The sequence below is a fragment of the Curtobacterium sp. MCLR17_051 genome (genome assembly GCF_003234395.1).
In the GTDB taxonomy this organism is placed as follows: Bacteria; Actinomycetota; Actinomycetes; order Actinomycetales; family Microbacteriaceae; genus Curtobacterium; species Curtobacterium flaccumfaciens.
Genome location: NZ_QKTA01000001.1, coordinates 39,528 through 58,667, shown reverse-complemented (window position 1 = coordinate 58,667; position 19,140 = coordinate 39,528). Strand labels below are relative to the sequence as shown.

General features: G+C 71.7%; 17 protein-coding genes. 15 read left to right on the top strand and 2 right to left on the bottom strand.

The genetic code is table 11. The features are described 5' to 3' along the window. Positions 1-64: 64 nt before the first annotated feature. From DEJ06_RS00265 to DEJ06_RS00215, 11 genes are all read left to right on the top strand, one after another. Positions 65-1,585, top strand: coding sequence for an ABC transporter ATP-binding protein (locus DEJ06_RS00265; RefSeq protein WP_071406403.1), 1,521 nt, complete (start codon positions 65-67; stop codon positions 1,583-1,585). Continuing rightward, positions 1,582-2,949: an ABC transporter permease gene (locus DEJ06_RS00260; protein ID WP_181436754.1), complete on the top strand. Its 1,368-nt coding sequence runs from the start codon at positions 1,582-1,584 to the stop codon at positions 2,947-2,949. Before DEJ06_RS00265 ends, DEJ06_RS00260 begins: the two co-directional genes overlap by 4 nt. After that, positions 2,946-4,235, top strand: coding sequence for an ABC transporter permease (locus DEJ06_RS00255; RefSeq protein WP_111038035.1), 1,290 nt, complete (start codon positions 2,946-2,948; stop codon positions 4,233-4,235). The genes DEJ06_RS00260 and DEJ06_RS00255 overlap by 4 nt, the downstream gene beginning before the upstream one ends. Before the next feature lie 19 nt (positions 4,236-4,254). Continuing rightward, positions 4,255-4,737 carry a cytidine deaminase gene (locus DEJ06_RS00250; protein WP_111038034.1) on the top strand — a complete coding sequence of 161 codons (483 nt, stop codon included), beginning with the start codon at positions 4,255-4,257 and terminating at the stop codon, positions 4,735-4,737. Between the two features lie 5 nt (positions 4,738-4,742). After that, complete coding sequence (locus DEJ06_RS00245) at positions 4,743-6,041, top strand: thymidine phosphorylase (RefSeq protein WP_111038033.1); 1,299 nt, start codon at positions 4,743-4,745, stop codon at positions 6,039-6,041. 120 nt (positions 6,042-6,161) lie between these two features. Further along, entirely contained in the window at positions 6,162-7,274 is a 1,113-nt protein-coding gene (locus DEJ06_RS00240) for an adenosine deaminase (RefSeq protein WP_111022313.1), read from the top strand. Between the two features lie 3 nt (positions 7,275-7,277). Beyond that, the gene (locus tag DEJ06_RS00235; RefSeq protein WP_111038032.1) at positions 7,278-7,724 is read left to right on the top strand and encodes a PTS sugar transporter subunit IIA; all 447 of its coding nucleotides are present in this window, start codon (positions 7,278-7,280) and stop codon (positions 7,722-7,724) included. Then, positions 7,721-7,999 carry a PTS sugar transporter subunit IIB gene (locus DEJ06_RS00230; RefSeq protein WP_027466460.1) on the top strand — a complete coding sequence of 93 codons (279 nt, stop codon included), beginning with the start codon at positions 7,721-7,723 and terminating at the stop codon, positions 7,997-7,999. Before DEJ06_RS00235 ends, DEJ06_RS00230 begins: the two co-directional genes overlap by 4 nt. Positions 8,000-8,064: 65 nt before the next feature. Continuing rightward, positions 8,065-8,907: a purine-nucleoside phosphorylase gene (locus DEJ06_RS00225; protein ID WP_071244261.1), complete on the top strand. Its 843-nt coding sequence runs from the start codon at positions 8,065-8,067 to the stop codon at positions 8,905-8,907. Then, a complete protein-coding gene (locus tag DEJ06_RS00220; protein ID WP_111038031.1) occupies positions 8,904-10,580 on the top strand; it encodes a phospho-sugar mutase in 1,677 nt (558 codons plus the stop codon). Before DEJ06_RS00225 ends, DEJ06_RS00220 begins: the two co-directional genes overlap by 4 nt. A gap of 171 nt (positions 10,581-10,751) precedes the next feature. After that, positions 10,752-11,678: a hypothetical protein gene (locus tag DEJ06_RS00215; protein WP_111038030.1), complete on the top strand. Its 927-nt coding sequence runs from the start codon at positions 10,752-10,754 to the stop codon at positions 11,676-11,678. A gap of 88 nt (positions 11,679-11,766) precedes the next feature. Here DEJ06_RS00215 and DEJ06_RS00210 read toward each other — a convergent pair whose 3' ends face one another. Beyond that, positions 11,767-13,551: a biotin carboxylase N-terminal domain-containing protein gene (locus DEJ06_RS00210; protein ID WP_111038029.1), complete on the bottom strand. Its 1,785-nt coding sequence runs from the start codon at positions 13,549-13,551 to the stop codon at positions 11,767-11,769. 79 nt (positions 13,552-13,630) lie between these two features. After that, positions 13,631-14,425, bottom strand: coding sequence for a nucleoside triphosphate pyrophosphatase (locus tag DEJ06_RS00205; RefSeq protein ID WP_111038028.1), 795 nt, complete (start codon positions 14,423-14,425; stop codon positions 13,631-13,633). A 14-nt stretch (positions 14,426-14,439) separates the two neighbouring features. Here DEJ06_RS00205 and DEJ06_RS00200 point away from each other — a divergent pair, with 14 nt between their 5' ends. The 4 genes from DEJ06_RS00200 to DEJ06_RS00185 all read left to right on the top strand — a co-directional run bounded on the left by DEJ06_RS00200 (position 14,440) and on the right by DEJ06_RS00185 (position 18,900). Continuing rightward, positions 14,440-15,699: a class I SAM-dependent RNA methyltransferase gene (locus DEJ06_RS00200; protein WP_111038027.1), complete on the top strand. Its 1,260-nt coding sequence runs from the start codon at positions 14,440-14,442 to the stop codon at positions 15,697-15,699. 176 nt (positions 15,700-15,875) lie between these two features. Then, complete coding sequence (locus DEJ06_RS00195; protein ID WP_017888757.1) at positions 15,876-16,595, top strand: response regulator transcription factor; 720 nt, start codon at positions 15,876-15,878, stop codon at positions 16,593-16,595. A gap of 5 nt (positions 16,596-16,600) precedes the next feature. Beyond that, on the top strand, positions 16,601-17,854 hold the full coding sequence (locus DEJ06_RS00190; RefSeq protein WP_111038026.1) for a sensor histidine kinase: 1,254 nt from the start codon (positions 16,601-16,603) through the stop codon (positions 17,852-17,854). Next, a complete protein-coding gene (locus DEJ06_RS00185; RefSeq protein ID WP_071406459.1) occupies positions 17,851-18,900 on the top strand; it encodes a hypothetical protein in 1,050 nt (349 codons plus the stop codon). The genes DEJ06_RS00190 and DEJ06_RS00185 overlap by 4 nt, the downstream gene beginning before the upstream one ends. Positions 18,901-19,140 lie beyond the last annotated feature (240 nt).

Sequence of the window (19,140 nt, the reverse complement as noted above, 5' to 3'; positions counted from 1 at the left end):
CGCGGGCTGCACGCGACACCGTGCGCCCGCGTGGCGCGCGCGAGACAGAAATAGACTCCCGAACATGAAGCTCGAACTCCGCGGCATCACCAAGCGGTTCGGCGCCCTGGTCGCCAACGACCACATCTCGCTCACCGTCGAGCCGGGTGAGGTCCACTGCCTCCTGGGTGAGAACGGCGCCGGCAAGTCCACCCTGATGAACGTCCTGTACGGCCTGTACGACGCCGACGAGGGCGAGATCCTGCTCGACGACGTGGTGCAGGACTTCGACGGCCCCGGTGACGCCATGCGCGCCGGCATCGGCATGGTGCACCAGCACTTCATGCTCGTGCCCGTGTTCACCGTCGCCGAGAACGTCATGCTGGGGCAGGAGCAGACCACCTTCGGCGGGCGGCTCGACCTGGCCGGTGCCCGCAAGCGCGTGCAGGAGATCTCCGACCGCTTCGGGTTCGACGTCGACCCCGACGCCAAGGTCGAGGACCTGCCCGTCGGTGTGCAGCAGCGCGTCGAGATCATCAAGGCGCTGTCCCGCGACGCCTCCGTGCTGGTGTTCGACGAGCCGACGGCCGTCCTCACCCCGCAGGAGACCGACGAGCTGATGGGCATCATGCGCCAGCTCCGCGAAGCCGGCACCGCGATCGTCTTCATCACCCACAAGCTCCGCGAGGTGCGCGAGGTCGCCGACCGTATCACGGTGATCCGCCTCGGCAAGGTCGTCGGCGAGGCATCGCCGACCGCCACGAACAACGAGTTGGCCGCGCTGATGGTCGGCCGTGCCGTCTCGCTCGTGGTCGACAAGGCTCCCGCGACCGGTGGCGCGGACGCCCTGGTCGTCGAGAACCTGACCGTGACCGACCCGTCCGGCATCGTGCTCGTCGACGACGTCTCCTTCACGGTGCGCCGCGGCGAGGTCCTGGCGATCGCCGGGGTGCAGGGCAACGGGCAGACCGAGCTCACCGAGGCGATCATCGGCCTCGAGCCCGCCCACGCCGGCCGCATCACCCTCGACGGCAAGGAACTCACCGGGCGGAGCGTCAAGCAGGTGCTCGACGCCGGCGTCGGCTTCGTCCCCGAGGACCGCAAGGAGGACGGCCTGGTCGGCGAGTTCACGATCGCCGAGAACCTGATGCTCGACCGGGCCGACCACGCCGAGTTCGTCCGCGCCGGCACGATCCGCTCGGCCGAGCGCGACGCCTTCGCCGACGAGAAGATCGCCGAGTTCGACATCCGGACGCCGGGTCGCACCACCGCGGCCGGTCGGCTCTCCGGTGGCAACCAGCAGAAGATCGTCCTGGCGCGCGAACTGAGCCGTGAGCTGCGGCTGTTCGTCGCCGCGCAGCCCACCCGTGGCATCGACGTCGGCTCGATCGAGTTCGTCCACAAGCGCATCGTCGCCACCCGCGACACCGGTGTCCCGGTCATCGTTGTCTCCACCGAGCTCGACGAGGTCGTGGCCCTGGCCGACCGGATCGCCGTGATGTACCGCGGCGGCATCGTCGGCATCGTCCCCGCGACCACCCCCCGCGACGTCCTCGGCCTCATGATGGCCGGGGAGATCCCCGAAGGAACGGAGCTGGCCGCGTGACCGCGCAGGAACCAGACAACACGCAGCAGCCGACCCCGGCAGCGCACGGCACCGCGGACGCCCCGCTCACCGACGACCGTCTGCAGGAGGTCGAGTCGACCCCGCACCTGATGACGGACTCGGCGGAGGACACCGAGCGCCGCAACGGCGCCGGTGGTGACCGCTGGCAGGCCGCCCTGCAGGGGATCCTGAACGGCTCCGTGCTCGTCACGGTCCTCGCCGTCGTCCTCGCGCTGGTCGCGTGCGGCATCCTCATCGCGGTGACGGACGAGAACGTCCGTGCCACGGCCGGCTACTTCTTCGCCCGCCCCACCGACATGCTCCAGGCGATCGGCACCGCGGTCGGCGGCGCCTACGCCTCGCTGTTCCAGGGCTCGGTGTTCAACTTCGGCGCGGACTCGTTCCAGCAGGCGATCGGGCCGCTCACGCGCTCCGTCGACTACTCGGTGCCGCTCATCGCCGCCGGACTCGGGATCGCGCTGTCGTTCCGCGCCGGGCTGTTCAACATCGGCGGCCAGGGCCAGATCCTGATGGGCGCCGCTGCCGCCGGCTGGGTCGGGTTCTCGTTCGACGGCCCCGCCGCGATCCACATCCCGCTCACGATCCTCGCCGGCATCGTCGGCGGCGCGGTCTGGGGCGGCATCGTCGGGGTGCTCAAGGCCCGGACGGGTGCGAACGAGGTGGTCGTCACGATCATGCTCAACTACGTCGCGCTCTACCTGGTCAGCTACCTGCTCCGCACCCCGGGCCTGCTGCAGGCCCCGGGCAGCAGCAACCCGATCTCGCCCGCCACGAAGGACAGCGCGCTCCTGCCGCAGCTCTTCGGTGTGCGGTACGGCGTGGACCTCGGGTTCATCGTCGCGATCATCGCGGTCGTCGTCGTCTGGTGGCTCGTCAACAAGTCGTCGCTCGGCTTCCGGTTCCGCACCATCGGTGAGAACCCCCGTGCCGCCCGTGTGGCCGGCATGAGCGTCCCGGCGCTGACCATCTGGGTCATGGTCATCTCCGGTGCCCTGGTCGGCATCGCCGGCGCCTACCAGGTGCAGGGCGCCGTCACCACGGGCTTCACCTCGGGCATCGACGCCGGCATCGGCTTCGACGCCATCACCGTGGCACTGCTCGGCCGTTCGAAGCCGTGGGGCGTGTTCTGGGCGGCGATCCTGTTCGGCGTCCTGAAGAACGGTGGCTACGCCATGCAGGCCGCCAACGGCATCCCGATCGACATCGTCGGCGTCATCCAGGCCCTCATCGTCCTCTTCATCGCGGCGCCGCCGCTCGTCCGCGCGATCTTCCGGATCCCGCAGCCGGGTGCACGCAAGCGCACGAAGACGAGCAAGAACAGCAAGAAGGCGGTCGCCGCATGAGCACCATCAGCCCCACCGCGGCCCCCGCGTCGCCGCTCGCGGACCGTCCGGTCGAGACCACCAGGAGCTGGAAGCTCCCGATCGGGTACGGCGTGTTCACGCTCATCGCGATCGTGCTGTTCGGCCTGCTGCCGCGCTCCGGCACCACCACGTTCCGCCTCGCGAACGCCGGTGACTTCTTCGCGCTGCCGAACGTCCCGCTGCCCGCGCTCGGGACGGGCATCGTCGTCATCGCCCTGCTCGCGATCCTGACCGTGTACGCGTTCATCGAGACGCGAGCACTCCGCCGGGTCCCGCTGTGGGTCACGTCGGTGTTCGCGGTCGTCTTCGTCATCGGGTTCCTGACCTGGGCCGCGGCCGGTTCGTCCCTGCCGATCCCCGGCCTGCTGCTCGGCGCGCTGAGCCTGAGCGTCCCGCTCGTGTTCGGTGCCCTCGGCGGCGTCATCTCGGAGCGGGTCGGCGTGGTGAACATCGCGATCGAGGGTCAGTTCCTCGCCGGTGCGTTCACCTCGGCGCTCATCGCCTCGCTCACCGGGTCGCCCTGGGTCGGCCTCGTCGGTGCCCTCGTCGCGGGTGTGCTCGTGTCGTTCGTCCTCGCGGCGTTCAGCATCAAGTACCTGGTCGACCAGGTCATCGTCGGTGTCGTCATCAACGCCTTCATCTCGGGCCTGACCGGCTTCCTGTACTCGCAGGTGCTGTCCCCGAACCAGCAGACGCTCAACATCGGCATCCGGTTCCCGAAGTTCGAGGTCCCGGTGCTCCACCAGATCCCGATCATCGGACCGATCTTCTTCGAGCAGTCGGTCGTCGTCTACCTGGCCTACGTCGCCGTCGCGGTCGTCACCTTCGGCCTGTTCAAGACCCGTTGGGGTCTGCGACTCCGCGCCGTCGGCGAGCACCCGCAGGCCGCCGACACGGTGGGCATCAACGTCACGAGCACCCGGTTCTGGAACGTCTCCCTCGCCGGTGCGATCGCGGGCCTCGGCGGTGCGTACTTCACGCTCGACGCCACCGGCGGGTTCACGAAGGACATGACCGCGGGCGCGGGCTACATCGCCCTGGCCGCCGTCATCTTCGGCCGCTGGGACCCGATCAAGGCCACGCTCGCCGCCCTGCTGTTCGGCTTCGCGTCGAACCTGCAGAACACGCTCAGCGCGGTCGGCTCGCCCGTGCCGAGCGAGTTCCTGCTGATGCTGCCGTACGTGGTGACGATCTTCGCCGTGGCCGGCCTGGTCGGGCAGTCGCGCGGCCCCGCCGCGTCCGGCAAGCCCTACATCAAGAGCTGACGGCCTGGAGGCACGACACATGACCGACACGCAGCAACCAGGTGACCAGGCGGTCACCGCCACCGACCCGGCGGACGCCGCCACGGGCCTCCCGGTCGACGACGTGGACTGGGGCGCCCTGCGGGACGCCGCCACGGCCGCGATGCGGCGCGCCTACGCGCCGTACTCGTCGTTCCCGGTGGGCGCCGCGGCGCTCACCGACGACGGCCGGATCGTCTCCGGCTGCAACATCGAGAACGCGAGCTACGGGGTGACGCTCTGCGCGGAGTGCTCCCTCGTGTCGCAGCTGCACATGACCGGCGGCGGCAAGCTCGTCGCGTTCACGTGCGTCGACGGCGACGGGGCGACCCTGATGCCGTGCGGCCGCTGCCGCCAGCTGCTGTTCGAGCACTCGACCGAGGGCATGCTCCTCGAGACGCTCTCCGGCATCCGCACCATCGACGAGGTCCTGCCGGACGCCTTCGGGCCGCGGACCCTCGCCACCTACCAGCAGGAGCACTGATCCACATGGCCGTCGAGCCGTTCGACACCGTCGACCTCATCCGCACGAAGCGCTCCGGCAGGGCCCTGAGCACCGCCGAGGTGGACTGGCTCGTCGACGCCTACACCCGCGGCTACGTCGAGGACCCGCAGATGGCCGCGATGGCGATGGCGATCTTCCTGAACGGGATGGAGCGGCGTGAGATCAAGGACCTCACGCTCGCGATGATCGCGTCGGGGGAGCGGATGTCGTTCTCGTCGCTCGGCAAGACGACGGTCGACAAGCACTCCACCGGTGGCGTCGGCGACAAGATCACGCTGCCGCTCGCACCCCTGGTGGCGTCGTTCGGCGTCGCCGTGCCGCAGCTGTCCGGTCGCGGACTCGGGCACACCGGCGGCACGCTCGACAAGCTCGAGTCGATCCCCGGGTGGCAGGCGTCCATCTCGAACGACCGCATGATGCAGGTGCTGCAGGACGTCGGCGCGGTCATCTGCGCTGCCGGGTCCGGCCTGGCACCAGCGGACAAGAAGCTCTACGCGCTCCGCGACATCACCGGCACGGTCGAGTGCATCCCGCTCATCGCGTCGAGCATCATGTCGAAGAAGATCGCCGAGGGCACCGGGGCGCTCGTGCTCGACGTCAAGTTCGGGTCCGGCGCGTTCATGCCGACCTACGAGGCGTCCCGGGAGCTCGCGCAGACCATGGTCGACCTCGGCAACGACGCCGGGGTCGCGACCTCGGCGCTGCTGACCGACATGGAGGTCCCGCTGGGGCTGACGATCGGCAACGCGCTCGAGGTGCGGGAGTCGGTCGAGGTGCTCGCCGGCGGCGGCCCCGCCGACGTCGTCGAGCTGACGGTTGCGCTCGCGACCGAGATGCTCACCCTGGCGGGACTGCCCGACGCCGACCCGGCCGCGGCGCTCGCGGACGGCCGCGCCATGGACACCTGGCGTCGGATGATCGAGGCGCAGGGCGGGGACCCGTCCGCCGCGTTGCCCGTGGCCCGCGAACAGCACGTCGTCACCGCTCCGACGTCGGGGGTCCTCACGCAGCAGGACGCGCTGCCGTTCGGCGTCTCGGCCTGGCGGCTCGGGGCCGGTCGTGCCCGCGCGCAGGACCCGGTGCAGGCCGGTGCGGGCATCGAGCTCCACGTCAAGCCGGGGGACACCGTGACCGAGGGCCAGCCGCTCTGGACGCTGCACTCCGACGACGCGTCGCGGATCCCGCGTGCGCTGGAGTCGCTCGAGGGCGCGTGGACCATCGGCCCGGAGGGCTCCGCTGCCGCGGCACGCGGGCCGATCGTGCGCGAGCGCATCGGGTCCTGAACCGGGCCACCCGACCGACCGGAGGCTCCCTGCACACCTGTGGGGAGCCTCCAGTGTCTTCCGTCGTGGGTTGTGCACAGGTGCCTGCGCGGCGGCGGTGACCACCGATAGCCTGGGGGCATGAGCGCCGACGCCCCGACCTACCGCCTGCCCGACGCCGGGGCGGTCATCAACGACCTGCCGAAGGTCTCGCTGCACGACCACCTCGACGGCGGCCTGCGTCCCGCGACCATCATCGAGCTCGCAGCGTCGGCGGGTGTGTCGCTCCCCACCACCGACCCGGCCGAGCTCGGGCAGTGGTTCGCCGACCAGTCGAACTCCGGCTCCCTGGTCGAGTACCTGAAGACGTTCGACGTCACCACGTCGGTGATGCAGACCGCACCGCAGCTCACCCGGATCGCCCGCGAGTTCGTCGAGGACCTGGTCGCCGACGGCGTCGTCTACGGCGAGGTCCGCTGGGCGCCGGAGCAGCACCTGCAGGGCGGGCTGACCCTCGACCAGACGGTCGAGGCAGTGCAGGCCGGCATCGAGGAAGCCGTCGACGCCGCCGGTGGGCGCATCCGCGTCGGCCAGCTCGTCACCGCGATGCGGCACGCCGACCGGTCGCTCGAGATCGCCGAGCTCGCCGTCCGCCACCGCGACGCCGGGGTCGTCGGCTTCGACATCGCCGGTGCCGAAGCCGGGTTCCCCGCCTCGAACCACCGCGCCGCCTTCGACTACCTGGCGTCCGAACTGTTCCCCGTCACCGTGCACGCGGGCGAGGCCGACGGGCTCGCGTCCATCCGCTCCGCCCTGGTCGACGGCCGGGCGCTCCGCCTCGGGCACGGCGTCCGCATCTTCGAGGACGTCGCCCTGTCCGACGCCGGGGACGGCTCGACGCTGGCCTCCCTGGGCGAGGTCGCCTCGTGGGTCCGTGACCGCGAGATCCCGCTCGAGGTCTCGCCGTCGTCCAACCTGCAGACCGGGGCGATCGCCGCGTGGGGCGACGACCTCGCCGACCACCCGTTCGACGTGCTCTACCAGCTCGGCTTCCGGGTCACGGTGAACACCGACAACCGCCTGATGAGCGGGACCTCGCTGTCGAAGGAGCTCGCACTGCTCGCCGGCACGTTCGGGTACGACCTCGACGACCTGGCCGCGTTCCAGATCAACGCCGCGCTCGGGTCGTTCCTGCCGCTCGAGGACCGCGAGGAGATCATCGCCACCATCACGGCCGGGTACCAGGAGGCCTGACGCATGGGACTGCCACCGCTGCCGGACACCGCCGTCCTCCTCGGTGCGGACGCGCCCGCGTGGCGTGACGCGATGCGCCTGGTCGGCGGTGCGCTCGTCGCCTCGGGCTCCACCACCGACGAGTACACCGACGCCATGATCGGCATGGTCGAGGAGCACGGGCCGTACATCGTCATCTCGCCGGGGCTCGCGTTCGCGCACGCCCGGCCGGGTGGCGCCGTCGTGCGGGACGGACTCGCGATCGTGACGCTCGCGACGCCGGTGGCGTTCGGCCACCCGCACAACGACCCCGTCCGTGTGGTGCTCGGGCTCGCGGTGGCCGAGGTCGGCACCCACCTGGAGTCGATCGGCGAGATCGCGAACCTGTTCAACGACGCCACCGTCACCGGACGGATCGCGGCGGCGACCACGGCGGACGAGGTCCGCGCGATCATGGGGGTCTCCGCGTGAAGATCGTGACGATCTGCGGCGCCGGCATCGGCTCGAGCGGCATCCTCAAGGTGAACGCCGAGAAGGCGCTCGACGCCCTCGGGCTGTCGGCGTCGGTCGTCGCAGCGGACGTCGCGTCCGTGCGGGACGTCTCCGACGACGCCAACGTGATCCTGACGAGTCAGGAGTTCGTCGAGGCGATCGGTGACACCTACGCCGAGGTCATCGTCATCGCGAACCACTTCGATCAGGGTGAGATCACGGCGGCTGTGGACCGGGCGCTCGGCGAGCACTGAGGCGGGTGCGGTGGCGGCCGCTGCGGCGGCTGCTGCGGCGGGCGTCCGCCCTTTAGAGTTGGGGCATGAGCACCGAGAACCCGCTGAACGACCCCGCTGCCGACCCGTTCGAGGTCGCGCGGGCCGCCGCCGCCGCCATCGCCGAACAGTCCGGCATCGAGCGGCACGACATCGCCCTGACCCTCGGGTCGGGCTGGGGCAAGGCCGCCGACATCATCGGTGAGACCGTGTCCGAGATCCCGGCCGAGCAGGTCCCCGGGTTCAGCGCCTCGGCCGTCCCCGGCCACTCCGGCACGATCCGGTCGATCCGCCTCGCCGACGGCCGCCACGCGCTCGTCATCGGTGCCCGCACCCACTACTACGAGGGCCACGGGGTCCGTCGGGTCGTGCACAGCGTCCGCACCGCGGCGGCGACCGGTGCTTCGATCATGGTGCTGACCAACGGCGCCGGCGGCATCAAGGAGCACTGGACCCCGGGCACCCCGGTGCTCATCAGCGACCACATCAACCTGACCGCGGACAGCCCGCTCGAGGGCGCGACGTTCATCGACCTCACCGACCTGTACTCGGCGCGGCTGCGCGAGCTGGCCCGGACGGTCGACCCGTCGCTCGACGAGGGCGTGTACACGCAGTTCCGCGGCCCGCACTACGAGACCCCGGCCGAGGTCCAGATGGCGAAGACCATCGGCGGGCACATCGTCGGCATGTCCACCGCGCTCGAGGCCATCGCGGCCCGTCAGGCCGGCATGGAGGTCCTCGGGTTCTCGCTCATCACGAACCTCGCCGCGGGCATCCAGAAGACCCCCCTGTCGCACACCGAGGTGCTCGAGGCCGGCAAGCAGGCCGAGCCGGTGATCGCCGACCTGCTCGCACGCGTGGTCGCCGCACTCGGGCAGCCGGCCTCGTGAAGCTCGACCTCGACCAGGTGCTCGGCACCGCGCGGGCGTGGCTGGCGCAGGACCCCGACCCGGAGACCCGCGACGAGCTGGCCGCGGCGATCGACGCGGCCGCCGACGGTGACGGTCCCGCTGTCCGGGCGCTCGCCGAGCGGTTCGACGGCCGGCTGCAGTTCGGCACCGCCGGACTCCGCGCGGAGCTCGGCTGGGGCCCGCTGCGCATGAACCGGGTCGTCGTGACCCAGGCCGCTGCGGGGCTCGCACGGTTCCTCATCGGCACCGGGCGCTCGCGCAGCGTCGTGATCGGGTACGACGGCCGGGTGAACTCGGACGTCTTCGCACGTGACTCGGCCGAGGTCATGCGCGGCCTCGGGCTCGAGGTCACCCTGCTGCCCTCGGCCCTGCCGACGCCGGTGCTCGCATTCGCCGTCCGGCACCTCGACGTCGGCGCGGGCGTCATGGTCACCGCGAGCCACAACCCGCCGCGGGACAACGGGTACAAGGTCTACCTCGGTCAGCACGACGGCGGCTCGCAGATCGTGCCGCCCGTCGACGGCGAGATCGCGGACGCGATCGACGCCGTCGCCGCAGGGTCCGTCACGGACCTGCCGCGCGGCACGGACTACACCGTTGCGACGTCGGCCCTCGTCGACGCCTACGTGGCTGCCACGGCCGCGATCGTGCCCGCTCCGGCACTCGGGGTCGAGGAGCAGCCGAAGGTCGTCTACACGGCCATGCACGGCGTCGGGTGGGAGACCGCTCGCGCGGTGTTCGCCGCCGCCGGATTCGCGTCACCGACGGTGGTGCCGGAGCAGATCGATCCGGACGGTGCATTCCCGACGGTCTCGTTCCCGAACCCCGAAGAGCCCGGCGCGATGGACCTGGCGATCGCCCGTGGTCTCGCCGTCGGCGCCGACCTGGTGATCGCGAACGACCCCGACGCCGACCGGCTCGCACTCGCGATCCCGACGGCCTCGGACGCCGGTGCGCCGTCGTACCGTCGGCTGTCAGGCAACGAGGTCGGCTGGCTGCTCGGGTGGCGTGCCGCTGCACGGGCGTCCGAGTCGGGCGCGACCGGCACGCTCGCCGCGTCGATCGTCTCGTCGCCGGCGTTGGCCCGGGTGGCTGCGCGCCACGGGCTGGAGTACCGCGACACCCTGACCGGCTTCAAGTGGGTCTCGCGGGTGCCCGAGCTGCTGTTCGGCTACGAAGAGGCCCTGGGCTACCTGGTCGACCCGTCGGTCGTCCGCGATAAGGACGGCATCTCGGCTGCGCTCGAACTGCTGTCCCTCGCCGACGAGCTCGCCGCATCGGGCTCGACCATCGCCGACCACCTCGAGGCCTTCGCCGCCGAGTTCGGTGCGTTCGCGTCAGGCCAGGTGGCGACCCGCGTCGACGACCTGTCGCGCATCGGCGAGATCATGGCGTCGCTCCGGTCCACGCCGCCGTCGACGCTCGGCGGGCTCGACGTGCACACGGTGACGGACTACGCCGACGGGGTGGCGGGCTTTCCGCCCTCGGACATCCTGCGCTACGACCTGTCCGGCGACGCCCGGGTGATCGTCCGCCCGAGCGGGACCGAGCCCAAGGTGAAGGTCTACATCGACACCGTCGCGGATACCCCCGCCGAGGCCCAGCGCCTGGTCGACGCCCTCGCCGACTCGGTGCGCCCCTTGGTGTCGTAGGGCGCGGTCCGCAAAACACCGGTGTTCGCGCTCTGAACACCCGCACAACGCGGTGCAGAGCGCGAACACCGGTGTTTTGCTGTTCCTCCACAGGGGGTAGGGGAGCGAGGGCTCCTCACAAGGAGCGTGTTGCCGTCGTGTGGGCCGCGCGGGAGCCGTGACCGTTGGGCCATGGCTCACATCACGGTGTTCGGCGCGGCTCCGGGCGATCCCGATCCGAGAGCGCACCGACGGCTGGCGGATGCTGCTCGCCGCGGGACCCTCATCCGCCTGACGGCGGGTCGGTACGTCGAACGTGGCGCGTTCGAAGCAGCGAGCGCAGCGGAGCGCCATCGAGCACGGGTCGAAGCGGTCGCGCCGAACATCCACACTGCCCTCGTGATCTCCCACGAGTCGGCTGTGGCGATGCTCGGACTCCCGTGGCTCGGGGAGTTCCCCGAGCACGTCGTCGCCACCGATCCGCGTCGAGCCACCGGGCAACGTCGCGCACACCTGCAGAAGGTCGGAGGGGCGGGTCGCACCATCGCCTGTGCGAGCGTCGGCGGCCTGCCCGTCACGACCCTCGTGGTCACCGGGGTCGACGTCGCGCTCCGAGCATCGTTCCGCACGGCGGTGGTCGTGTTGGACGCGGTGCTGGCCCGAGGAGTGTCGCAGGACGCGCTGCTCGCCGAACTGCGCAGCCGGGAGCCGCGTCCGCGCGCGTCCACCCGCGCGCGACGGGCGATCGAGTTCGCGGACGCGGCTGCCGACTCGCCGGGTGAGTCATTGGCGCGGCTGTGCTGGGCAGAAGCGGGGTTCCCGGCGCCGGTGCTGCAGCAGGAGTTCCGTGATGCGGCAGGCCTGATCGGCCGGGTGGACTTCTGGTTCGAGGACGCCGGCGTCGTGGTGGAGTTCGACGGGCTGGTCAAGTACCGCGACCGGACGACGCGCGCTGGTCGCTCGCCCGAGCGCGTCGTCATCGACGAGAAGCTCCGGGAGGACCGGCTCCGTGCCCACCGCCACGTCCGGAGGGTCGTCCGCGTGACGTGGCCGGACGTGCAGCCGGGCGGCAACGGCCCCGTGGCACTCGAGGCGGCCGGAGTGCGCCGTGTTCGATGAAGCAAAACACCGGTGTTCACGAGTCGAACCGCGGGTTGCGCGTGTTCAACCGGCGAACACCGGTGTTTTGCGAGACGGAACCCCCGCGCTACGCGAGCTCGAGCAGCACGTGACCGGACGAGACCGTCTGGCCGACCGGGGCGTTCAGCCCGGTGACGACGCCGTCCTTGTGTGCTTGCACGGGCTGCTCCATCTTCATGGCCTCGAGCACGACGAGCAGGTCGCCCTTCACCACGGAGTCGCCCTCGGCGACCGCGAGCTTCACCACGGTGGCCTGCATCGGCGACGCGACGGACGACCCGGACTTCGCCAGGCCCCCGCGGATGGCCGACGAGCGGCGCTTCGGGGGAGCGGTGGGGCCGGCCGGACGACGACCGGCGACGCCGCCGGCAGCACCGCCACCGACGATCGACGGCATGGTGACCTCGATGCGCTTGCCCTGCACCTCGACCACGACGCTGTCGCGCGCAGCCGGCGCCGGCAGTTCCTCGGGGGAACCGCTCCACGCCGGGATGTCGTTCACGAAGTCGGTCTCGATCCACTGCGTGTAGATGCTGAACGGCTCGTCGTCGGCCGTCGCGAACGCCGGGTCGGACACCACGGCACGGTGGAAGGGGAGCACGGTCGGCAGGCCCGTGACCTCGAACTCGGCGAGTGCACGACGCGAACGCTCCAGCGCCTCGGCACGGGTGGCGCCGGTGACGATCAGCTTCGCGAGCATCGAGTCGAACGAGCCGGACACGACGTCGCCGGAGACGACACCCGAGTCGACACGGACGCCGGGGCCGGACGGTGCGTTGAAGGCGTGCACGGGGCCGGGCGCGGGGAAGAAGTTGCGACCCGGGTCCTCGCCGTTGATGCGGAACTCGAACGAGTGTCCCCGCGGCGTGGGGTCCGAGTAGTCGAGCACGCCACCCTCGGCGATGCGGAACTGCTCGCGCACCAGGTCGATGCCGGTGACCTCCTCGGAGACGCAGTGCTCGACCTGCAGGCGGGTGTTCACCTCGAGGAACGACACCGTGCCGTCGGCGCCGATGAGGAACTCGCAAGTGCCGGCACCGACGTAGCCGACCTCGCGCAGGATCGCCTTCGACGACTCGTACAGTGCGGTCTGCTGCTCGGACGTCAGGTAGGGCGCCGGGGCTTCCTCGACGAGCTTCTGGTGGCGTCGCTGCAGCGAGCAGTCGCGGGTGGAGACCACGACGACGTTGCCGTGCTCGTCCGCCAGGCACTGGGTCTCGACGTGGCGCGGCTTGTCCAGGTACTTCTCGACGAAGCACTCGCCCCGACCGAACGCGGCGATCGCCTCACGCGTGGCGGACTCGAAGAGCTCCTCGACCGAGGCGCGGTCGCGGACGACCTTCAGACCACGACCGCCGCCACCGAACGCCGCCTTGATCGCGACGGGCAGACCGACCTGGTCGACGAAGTCGAAGACCTCGGAGACGTCCTGCACGGGCTCGATGGTGCCGGGGGCGAGCGGTGCGCCGACCTTCTCGGCGACGTGGCGCGCGGAGACCTTGTCGCCGAGGCGCTCGATCGACTCCGGCGACGGGCCGATCCAGACGAGCCCGGCGTCGATGACGGCGCGGGCGAAGTCGGCGTTCTCGGCGAGGAACCCGTAGCCCGGGTGCACGGCGTCCGCACCGGAGCGGCGGGCGACCGAGATGATCTTGTCGATGACGAGGTACGTGTCGGCGCTCGTGGTGCCGTTCAGCGCGTAGGCCTCGTCGGCGAGGCGGGCGTGCAGGGCATCGCGGTCCTGGTCGGCGTAGACCGCGACCGATGCCTTGCCCGCGTCGCGGGCCGCGCGGATGATGCGGACGGCGATCTCGCCGCGGTTCGCGATGAGGACCTTGCTGATACGGGGCATGACACAGCAGCGTATTCGTGCGGCGGGAGTGCGTTTTGACTGGCACCCACAAAGAACCACCCGGAAGAGGTGCGGATGTCTACAGTGCCCACAGGTCGTGCCAGGCGATGCCGAAGCCCCGGAGGAGCATCGACCGCAGCACCGGCAGCGACATCCCGATCACGGCGGACGGTGCGCCGTCGATCCGCGTGATGTACGCCGCGGCCCGACCGTCGATGGTGAACGCACCCGCCACCTCGAGCGGCTCGCCCGTCGCGACGTACGCGTCGATCTCGTCGACGGACACGTCGTCGGCGAAGGTCAGCACCGCGCTGTCGACCGCGACCACGCGGTCGCCGGCGGCGGCCAGCGCCGACCCGCCGGGCGCGACGTCACCCAGCTGCGGGACGCCGGCGGTGGACGTGACCAGGGACCGGACGGGAGGCACGGTGCGGGCCGGTGCTGCGCCTCCAGGCCGTCCCGTGGCCGGTTCCGGGGCCCGGTGCCGGTCGTCGCGTCGTCGATCGATCACGCAGTGTCCGCTCCACAGGGTCCCGCCGCCGGCGGCGAGCATCTGCCGCCAGCGCTCCCGGGCGACCGCGGGGTCGTGCGGCTTGCCGTACAGCTGTCCGTCGACCTCGAACGCGGAGTCGCCGCCGAACACCACGCCGTCGACCGGTGACCCGGCGACCGCGGAGTCGGCGACTGCGGACGCCTTCGCGACGGCGAGGAGCGAGACGAGCTCCGGACCGGTCAGGTCGCGGCCGAGGGATGCCGCTGCTGCGGCGCCGACGGCGTCCTCGTCGACCCCGGGGGACACGAGCACGGGTTCGATCCCGGACTGGGCGAGGAGTGCTCGGCGGGCGGGGGATGTACTCGCGAGGTACAGACGCATGGGACCATCTCACCATGGGTGAATCCGTCGGCACGCTGCTCGAACTCGACGTCACCGGGATCGCCCACGGCGGCATCTCGGTGGCACGGCACGAAGGACGGGTGGTCTTCGTCTCGGACGCGATCCCCGGGGAGCGCGTCGTCGCCCGGGTGACCGAGGACCGCAAGAAGTCGTTCTGGCGCGCCGACACGGTCAGCGTCATCACGCCGAGCGAGCACCGCGTCGACCACGTCTGGCCCGAGGCCGCGCTCGAGCGTGACCCCGAGACGCGCCCGGGTGGTGCCGAGTTCGGGCACATCGCCCTCGCACACCAGCGCACGCTCAAGCACGACGTCCTCGTCGACTCGTTCGCGCGGTTCGCACGGATGGACCTCGCCGAGGTGCTCGGCCACGACGTCGTCGTCGAGGCCGCGCCCGGCGACGACGCGGCGAACGGCCTCGGCTGGCGCACGCGCGTCCGGCTGCACGTCGACGAGCAGGGCACCGCCGGACCGTTCGCGGCCCGCTCCCACTCCGTCATCCCGGTGACCGGCCTGCCGCTCGCGACCGCCGTCGTGCAGCAGAGCGCCCCGCTCGGCCGTGGTGCGCTGCCGGGCTCGTCGGTCATCGACGTCCTCGCACCGAGTGGCTCCGAGGGCGCGCGGCTCGTCATCGACGACCAGAAGCCCACCGTGGTGACCGAGGTCGTGGGGGAGCGCACGTTCCAGGTCGACGACAACGGGTTCTGGCAGGTGCACCGTGCCGCGGCGACCGTGCTCACCGAGGCCGTGCAGGACCTGGTCGACCGCGACCGACTCGACCCCGAGGGCACCCACCTGGACCTGTACGGCGGTGTCGGCCTGCTCGCCGCCGCCCTCGGTGACCTGGTCGGCCCGAAGGCACGCATCACGAGCGTCGAGAGCGCCGCCCGTGCCACCGAGCACGCGCAGGAGAACCTGTCGGAGTGGCTCGGCGCCCGCGCCGAGACCGGCCGCGTCGACCGCTGGCTGACGAACACCGTGGCGAACGCCTCGCGCGCCGAGAAGGACCGCTTCCGCGCCGGCACGATCGTGCTCGACCCGCCCCGCGCCGGTGCCGGTCGTGACGTGGTCGTGCAGATCGCCGCGCTCCAGCCGGAGCAGGTCGTCTACGTGGCGTGCGACCCGGTGGCACTGGCCCGCGACGTCGCGACGTTCGCCGACCTCGGCTACCGGCTCGAAGCACTGCGGGCCTTCGACCTGTTCCCGCACACCCACCACCTGGAAGCCGTCGCACGCCTGGTCCCCACACGCTGAGGTCCGGCGGTCGCTCGACCGCGGGTCCTTGCGTGTCGGGGTGTCCACCAATCGGCGGACCGGCCAGCGTGGCGCAGCGGAGAAGCCCCGCACCTGAGTCCGGGCTGGGTATCCTGGGTCGTTGATGGCACTCCGGTTTCAGGGGCCGGCGTCGCGCATCGGAACGAGAGGCCACTGTGGCAGCAGGAACGACAACCACCAGCACCGAGACGTCAGGGGCGGCCACCAGGCCGGTCCGGGTCGCGATCGTCGACGACCACGAGTCCGTCCGACTCGGGATCCAGGCGGCGTGCCAGAACGAGGGGTTCGAGGTGGTGCTCACCGCCGCCAGCGTCCCCGAGTACGTCCAGAACCTCGACGGGCGAGAGGTCGACGTCGTCGTCCTCGACCTGTCCCTCGGTGACGGTTCGACCGTGACCGAGAACGTCAAGGGCGTGCAGGGGACGGGATCGGCGGTGCTCGTGCACTCCATCGCGGACCGTGTCGCCAACGTGCGTGAGGCGCTCGCAGCAGGGGCTGCCGGCGTCATCCCGAAGTCCTCGGCCACCAAGACGGTGATGGCCGCCGTCGCCACCGTCGCGCGCGGTGACGTCCTCAACAACCTCGAGTGGGCGAGCGCCATCGACGCCGACCGTGACTTCGCGAAGGCGCAGCTCGGCCGTCGCGAGCGCGAGATCCTGCACCTCTACGCCTCGGGTCTCCCGCTCAAGCTCGCCGCCCAGCAGCTCGGCATCGGCTACTCGACGGCCCGTGAGTACCTCGACCGGATCCGTGTGAAGTACGTCGAGGTCGGTCGCCCGGCCCCGACGAAGGTCGACCTGCTGCGTCGAGCCGTCGAGGACGGGATCCTCCCCGGGCTCGACTCGGGCATCGACCCCGACGGCGACGGTCGCTGACACGGATGGCGACCGCGGCTGAGTCGGCGCGGACGGTCGTCGAACCGGCGCCCTTCGGCGCCGATCCGGCGCGCAGCGTCCGCGCCTCGATCACGCAGGCGTCGGTCGAGCGCGCGTTCGCGATCCTCCTCGCGATGGCGGCGATCGGCCTCGGCATCGTCGACGCGCCCGCGGTCCTGCAGCAGCTGCCGTACCTCGACCCGTTCTGGGGTCCGACGCTGATGCTCGCCCTCGCGGCGTCGTTCGTGTTCATCGGGGTCTCGGCCTTCGTACAGCGGGTCGCGCAGCTGGCGCAGATCGTCTGCGCGCTGCTGTTCCTCGTCGTGCTCGTGACGTGGACGGCCACCGTGCAGGAGCCCATCCCGTCGGCGCAGCAGCCGTGGCCGTGGTGGTTCTGCACGGTCGGCTGCACGGCGGCGGCGATGGGCTTCGCCACGTGGCGTGCGACGGTCTACACGGCGCTCGTGCCGGCGGTGTACGTCGTCATCCGGCTCAGCCCGCTCGGCGGCGACGTCGGGGTCCTCGCGGTCCTGCTCGACGGCGTGTACACGGCGCTGCTCAGCGGCGCGGTGCTCGTCATCGCCGTGGTGCTGCGGCGTGCGGCCACGTCGGTCGACACGGCGCAGTCCACGGCCGTGCGGCGGTACTCGCTCGCCATCCGGGAACACGCGACCGAGGTCGAACGGGTCCAGGTGGACGCCATCGTGCACGACAGCGTGCTCACGACGCTGCTCTCCGCCGCCCGTGCCGACACGCTCGAGGCCAAGACCCTCGCCGCGCGGATGGCCCGGAACGCGATCGACCACCTCGAGGCCGCCGCCACCGACGGTCCCGGTGACGTCGCGCCGGTCGCCCTCGGGGAACTCCGGGCGCGCATCCGCGAGGGGGTCGGTGCGTTGCCCGCTCGGGTCCGCCTCGTCCCGACGCCGACCGGGTCGGTCCGCCTGCCCGCGTCGGTCGCCGACGCGCTGGCCTCGGCGGCGCTGCAGGCCGCTGTGAACAGCGTGCAGCACGCCGGCGACGCAGACGTCTCCCGCTGGGTCCGCATCGAGCAGCAGGGCCAAGGGGTGCTCGTCGAGGTCGGTGACGAGGGCCGCGGGTTCGACGTCGCGGCCATCCCCGCCGAACGGCTCGGTGTCCGCCGCTCCATCGTGGAGCGGGTCGCGACCGTCGACGGTCGCGCCGAGGTGCACACCGCCCCGGGCGAGGGCACCCGCATCGTGCTGACGTGGTCGCCGGCCGCGAGGACGACCGCATGAAGGTCTCCCTGCCGGCGAGCATCGCCCTCGGACTCGCGTCGCTGTTCTCCCTCTACCACCTGGTCCTCGCCGCGGCCACGCTGCCGCGCGTCGACCAGGTCGCCCCGATCATCGCCTGCATGGTCCTGTATGCCGCGGCCACCGGCCTCGCACTGTTCGTCCCCGGCAGGGTGCTGCCGGTCTGGACGGCCTGCTTCTCCCTCGCCACCGCGATCGTGATGCCGGTGATCGCCGCCCCCGTCCTCGTCGATGGTCGTGGTCCGGGCTCCGCCACCTGGTGGATCGCGGCCATCGGCACGCTCATGGTGGTGCTCGTCGTGCGCGGCCGGGGCCCCTTCGCGTGGGCCGGCGTGCTGTTCCTGACCGTGTACACCGTCGCCTGGGCCGGTCTCGGCTCGCTCGGTGGGCTCGGCGTGGTCGGCAGCGTCGCCTGGGTCGCGATCGCCACCGTCTTCGCCGCCGCGATGAGCCGCGCCATCCGGAACACCCGGGAGCTCGTCCTCGCCGAGCAGGAGACCGCCGACTGGCAGGCCGCGCAGGACGCCCACGTGTTCGAGCGGCAGTTCCGGCTGAGTCAGACCACCCGGATGGCCCTGCCGATGCTGCAGCGCATCATCGACTCCTGCGGCGACCTCGACGACGCCGACCGCGCCGAGTGCCTGCACCTCGAGCAGGCCATCCGCGACGAGATCCGGGGCCGGTCCCTGTTGTCCGACGACGTCCGCGACGAGGTGATGCGCCTGCGTCGCCGCGGAGCGACCGTCCAGCTGCACGACGACGGCGGGCTCGACGACCTGGACGCCCCGGACATCCGCCGCATCCACGCCCGTGTCGCCGAGGCGCTCCGGCAGGCCCGCGATGCCGACAACGTCATCGTGCGGACGGTCGGTGAGGGCTCCGACTCCGCGGTGACCGTCGTCGGACTCCGCCTCGACGGCGCGGCCAGTGAGTCCGCGGCGCTCGGAGCCGGGATGGACGACGACGACGGGGACGAGGACGACTCCGTCGCACTCTGGCTGGAGATCCCGCGGCACGAGCCCGCGTAGCGCGCGGCACGCCCGGTACAGCGCGCGGCAGCGCGTGCGCGCGTGTTGCGACCATTCACCACGTGATCGACGCGTGGATCGTCGCGAACTTGGTGCGGACGGCGCTGCGGACGCGCGTGGTGCGCCGGGCGTGCGGGCGGCGGTGGACGCGATGGGGGACAGCCGGGAGGCCCGTGGCGGCGCCGCCACGGGCCTCCAGGCTGCCGCGTGGGTGCGTCGGCGGGCGCGCGCACGGAAGCG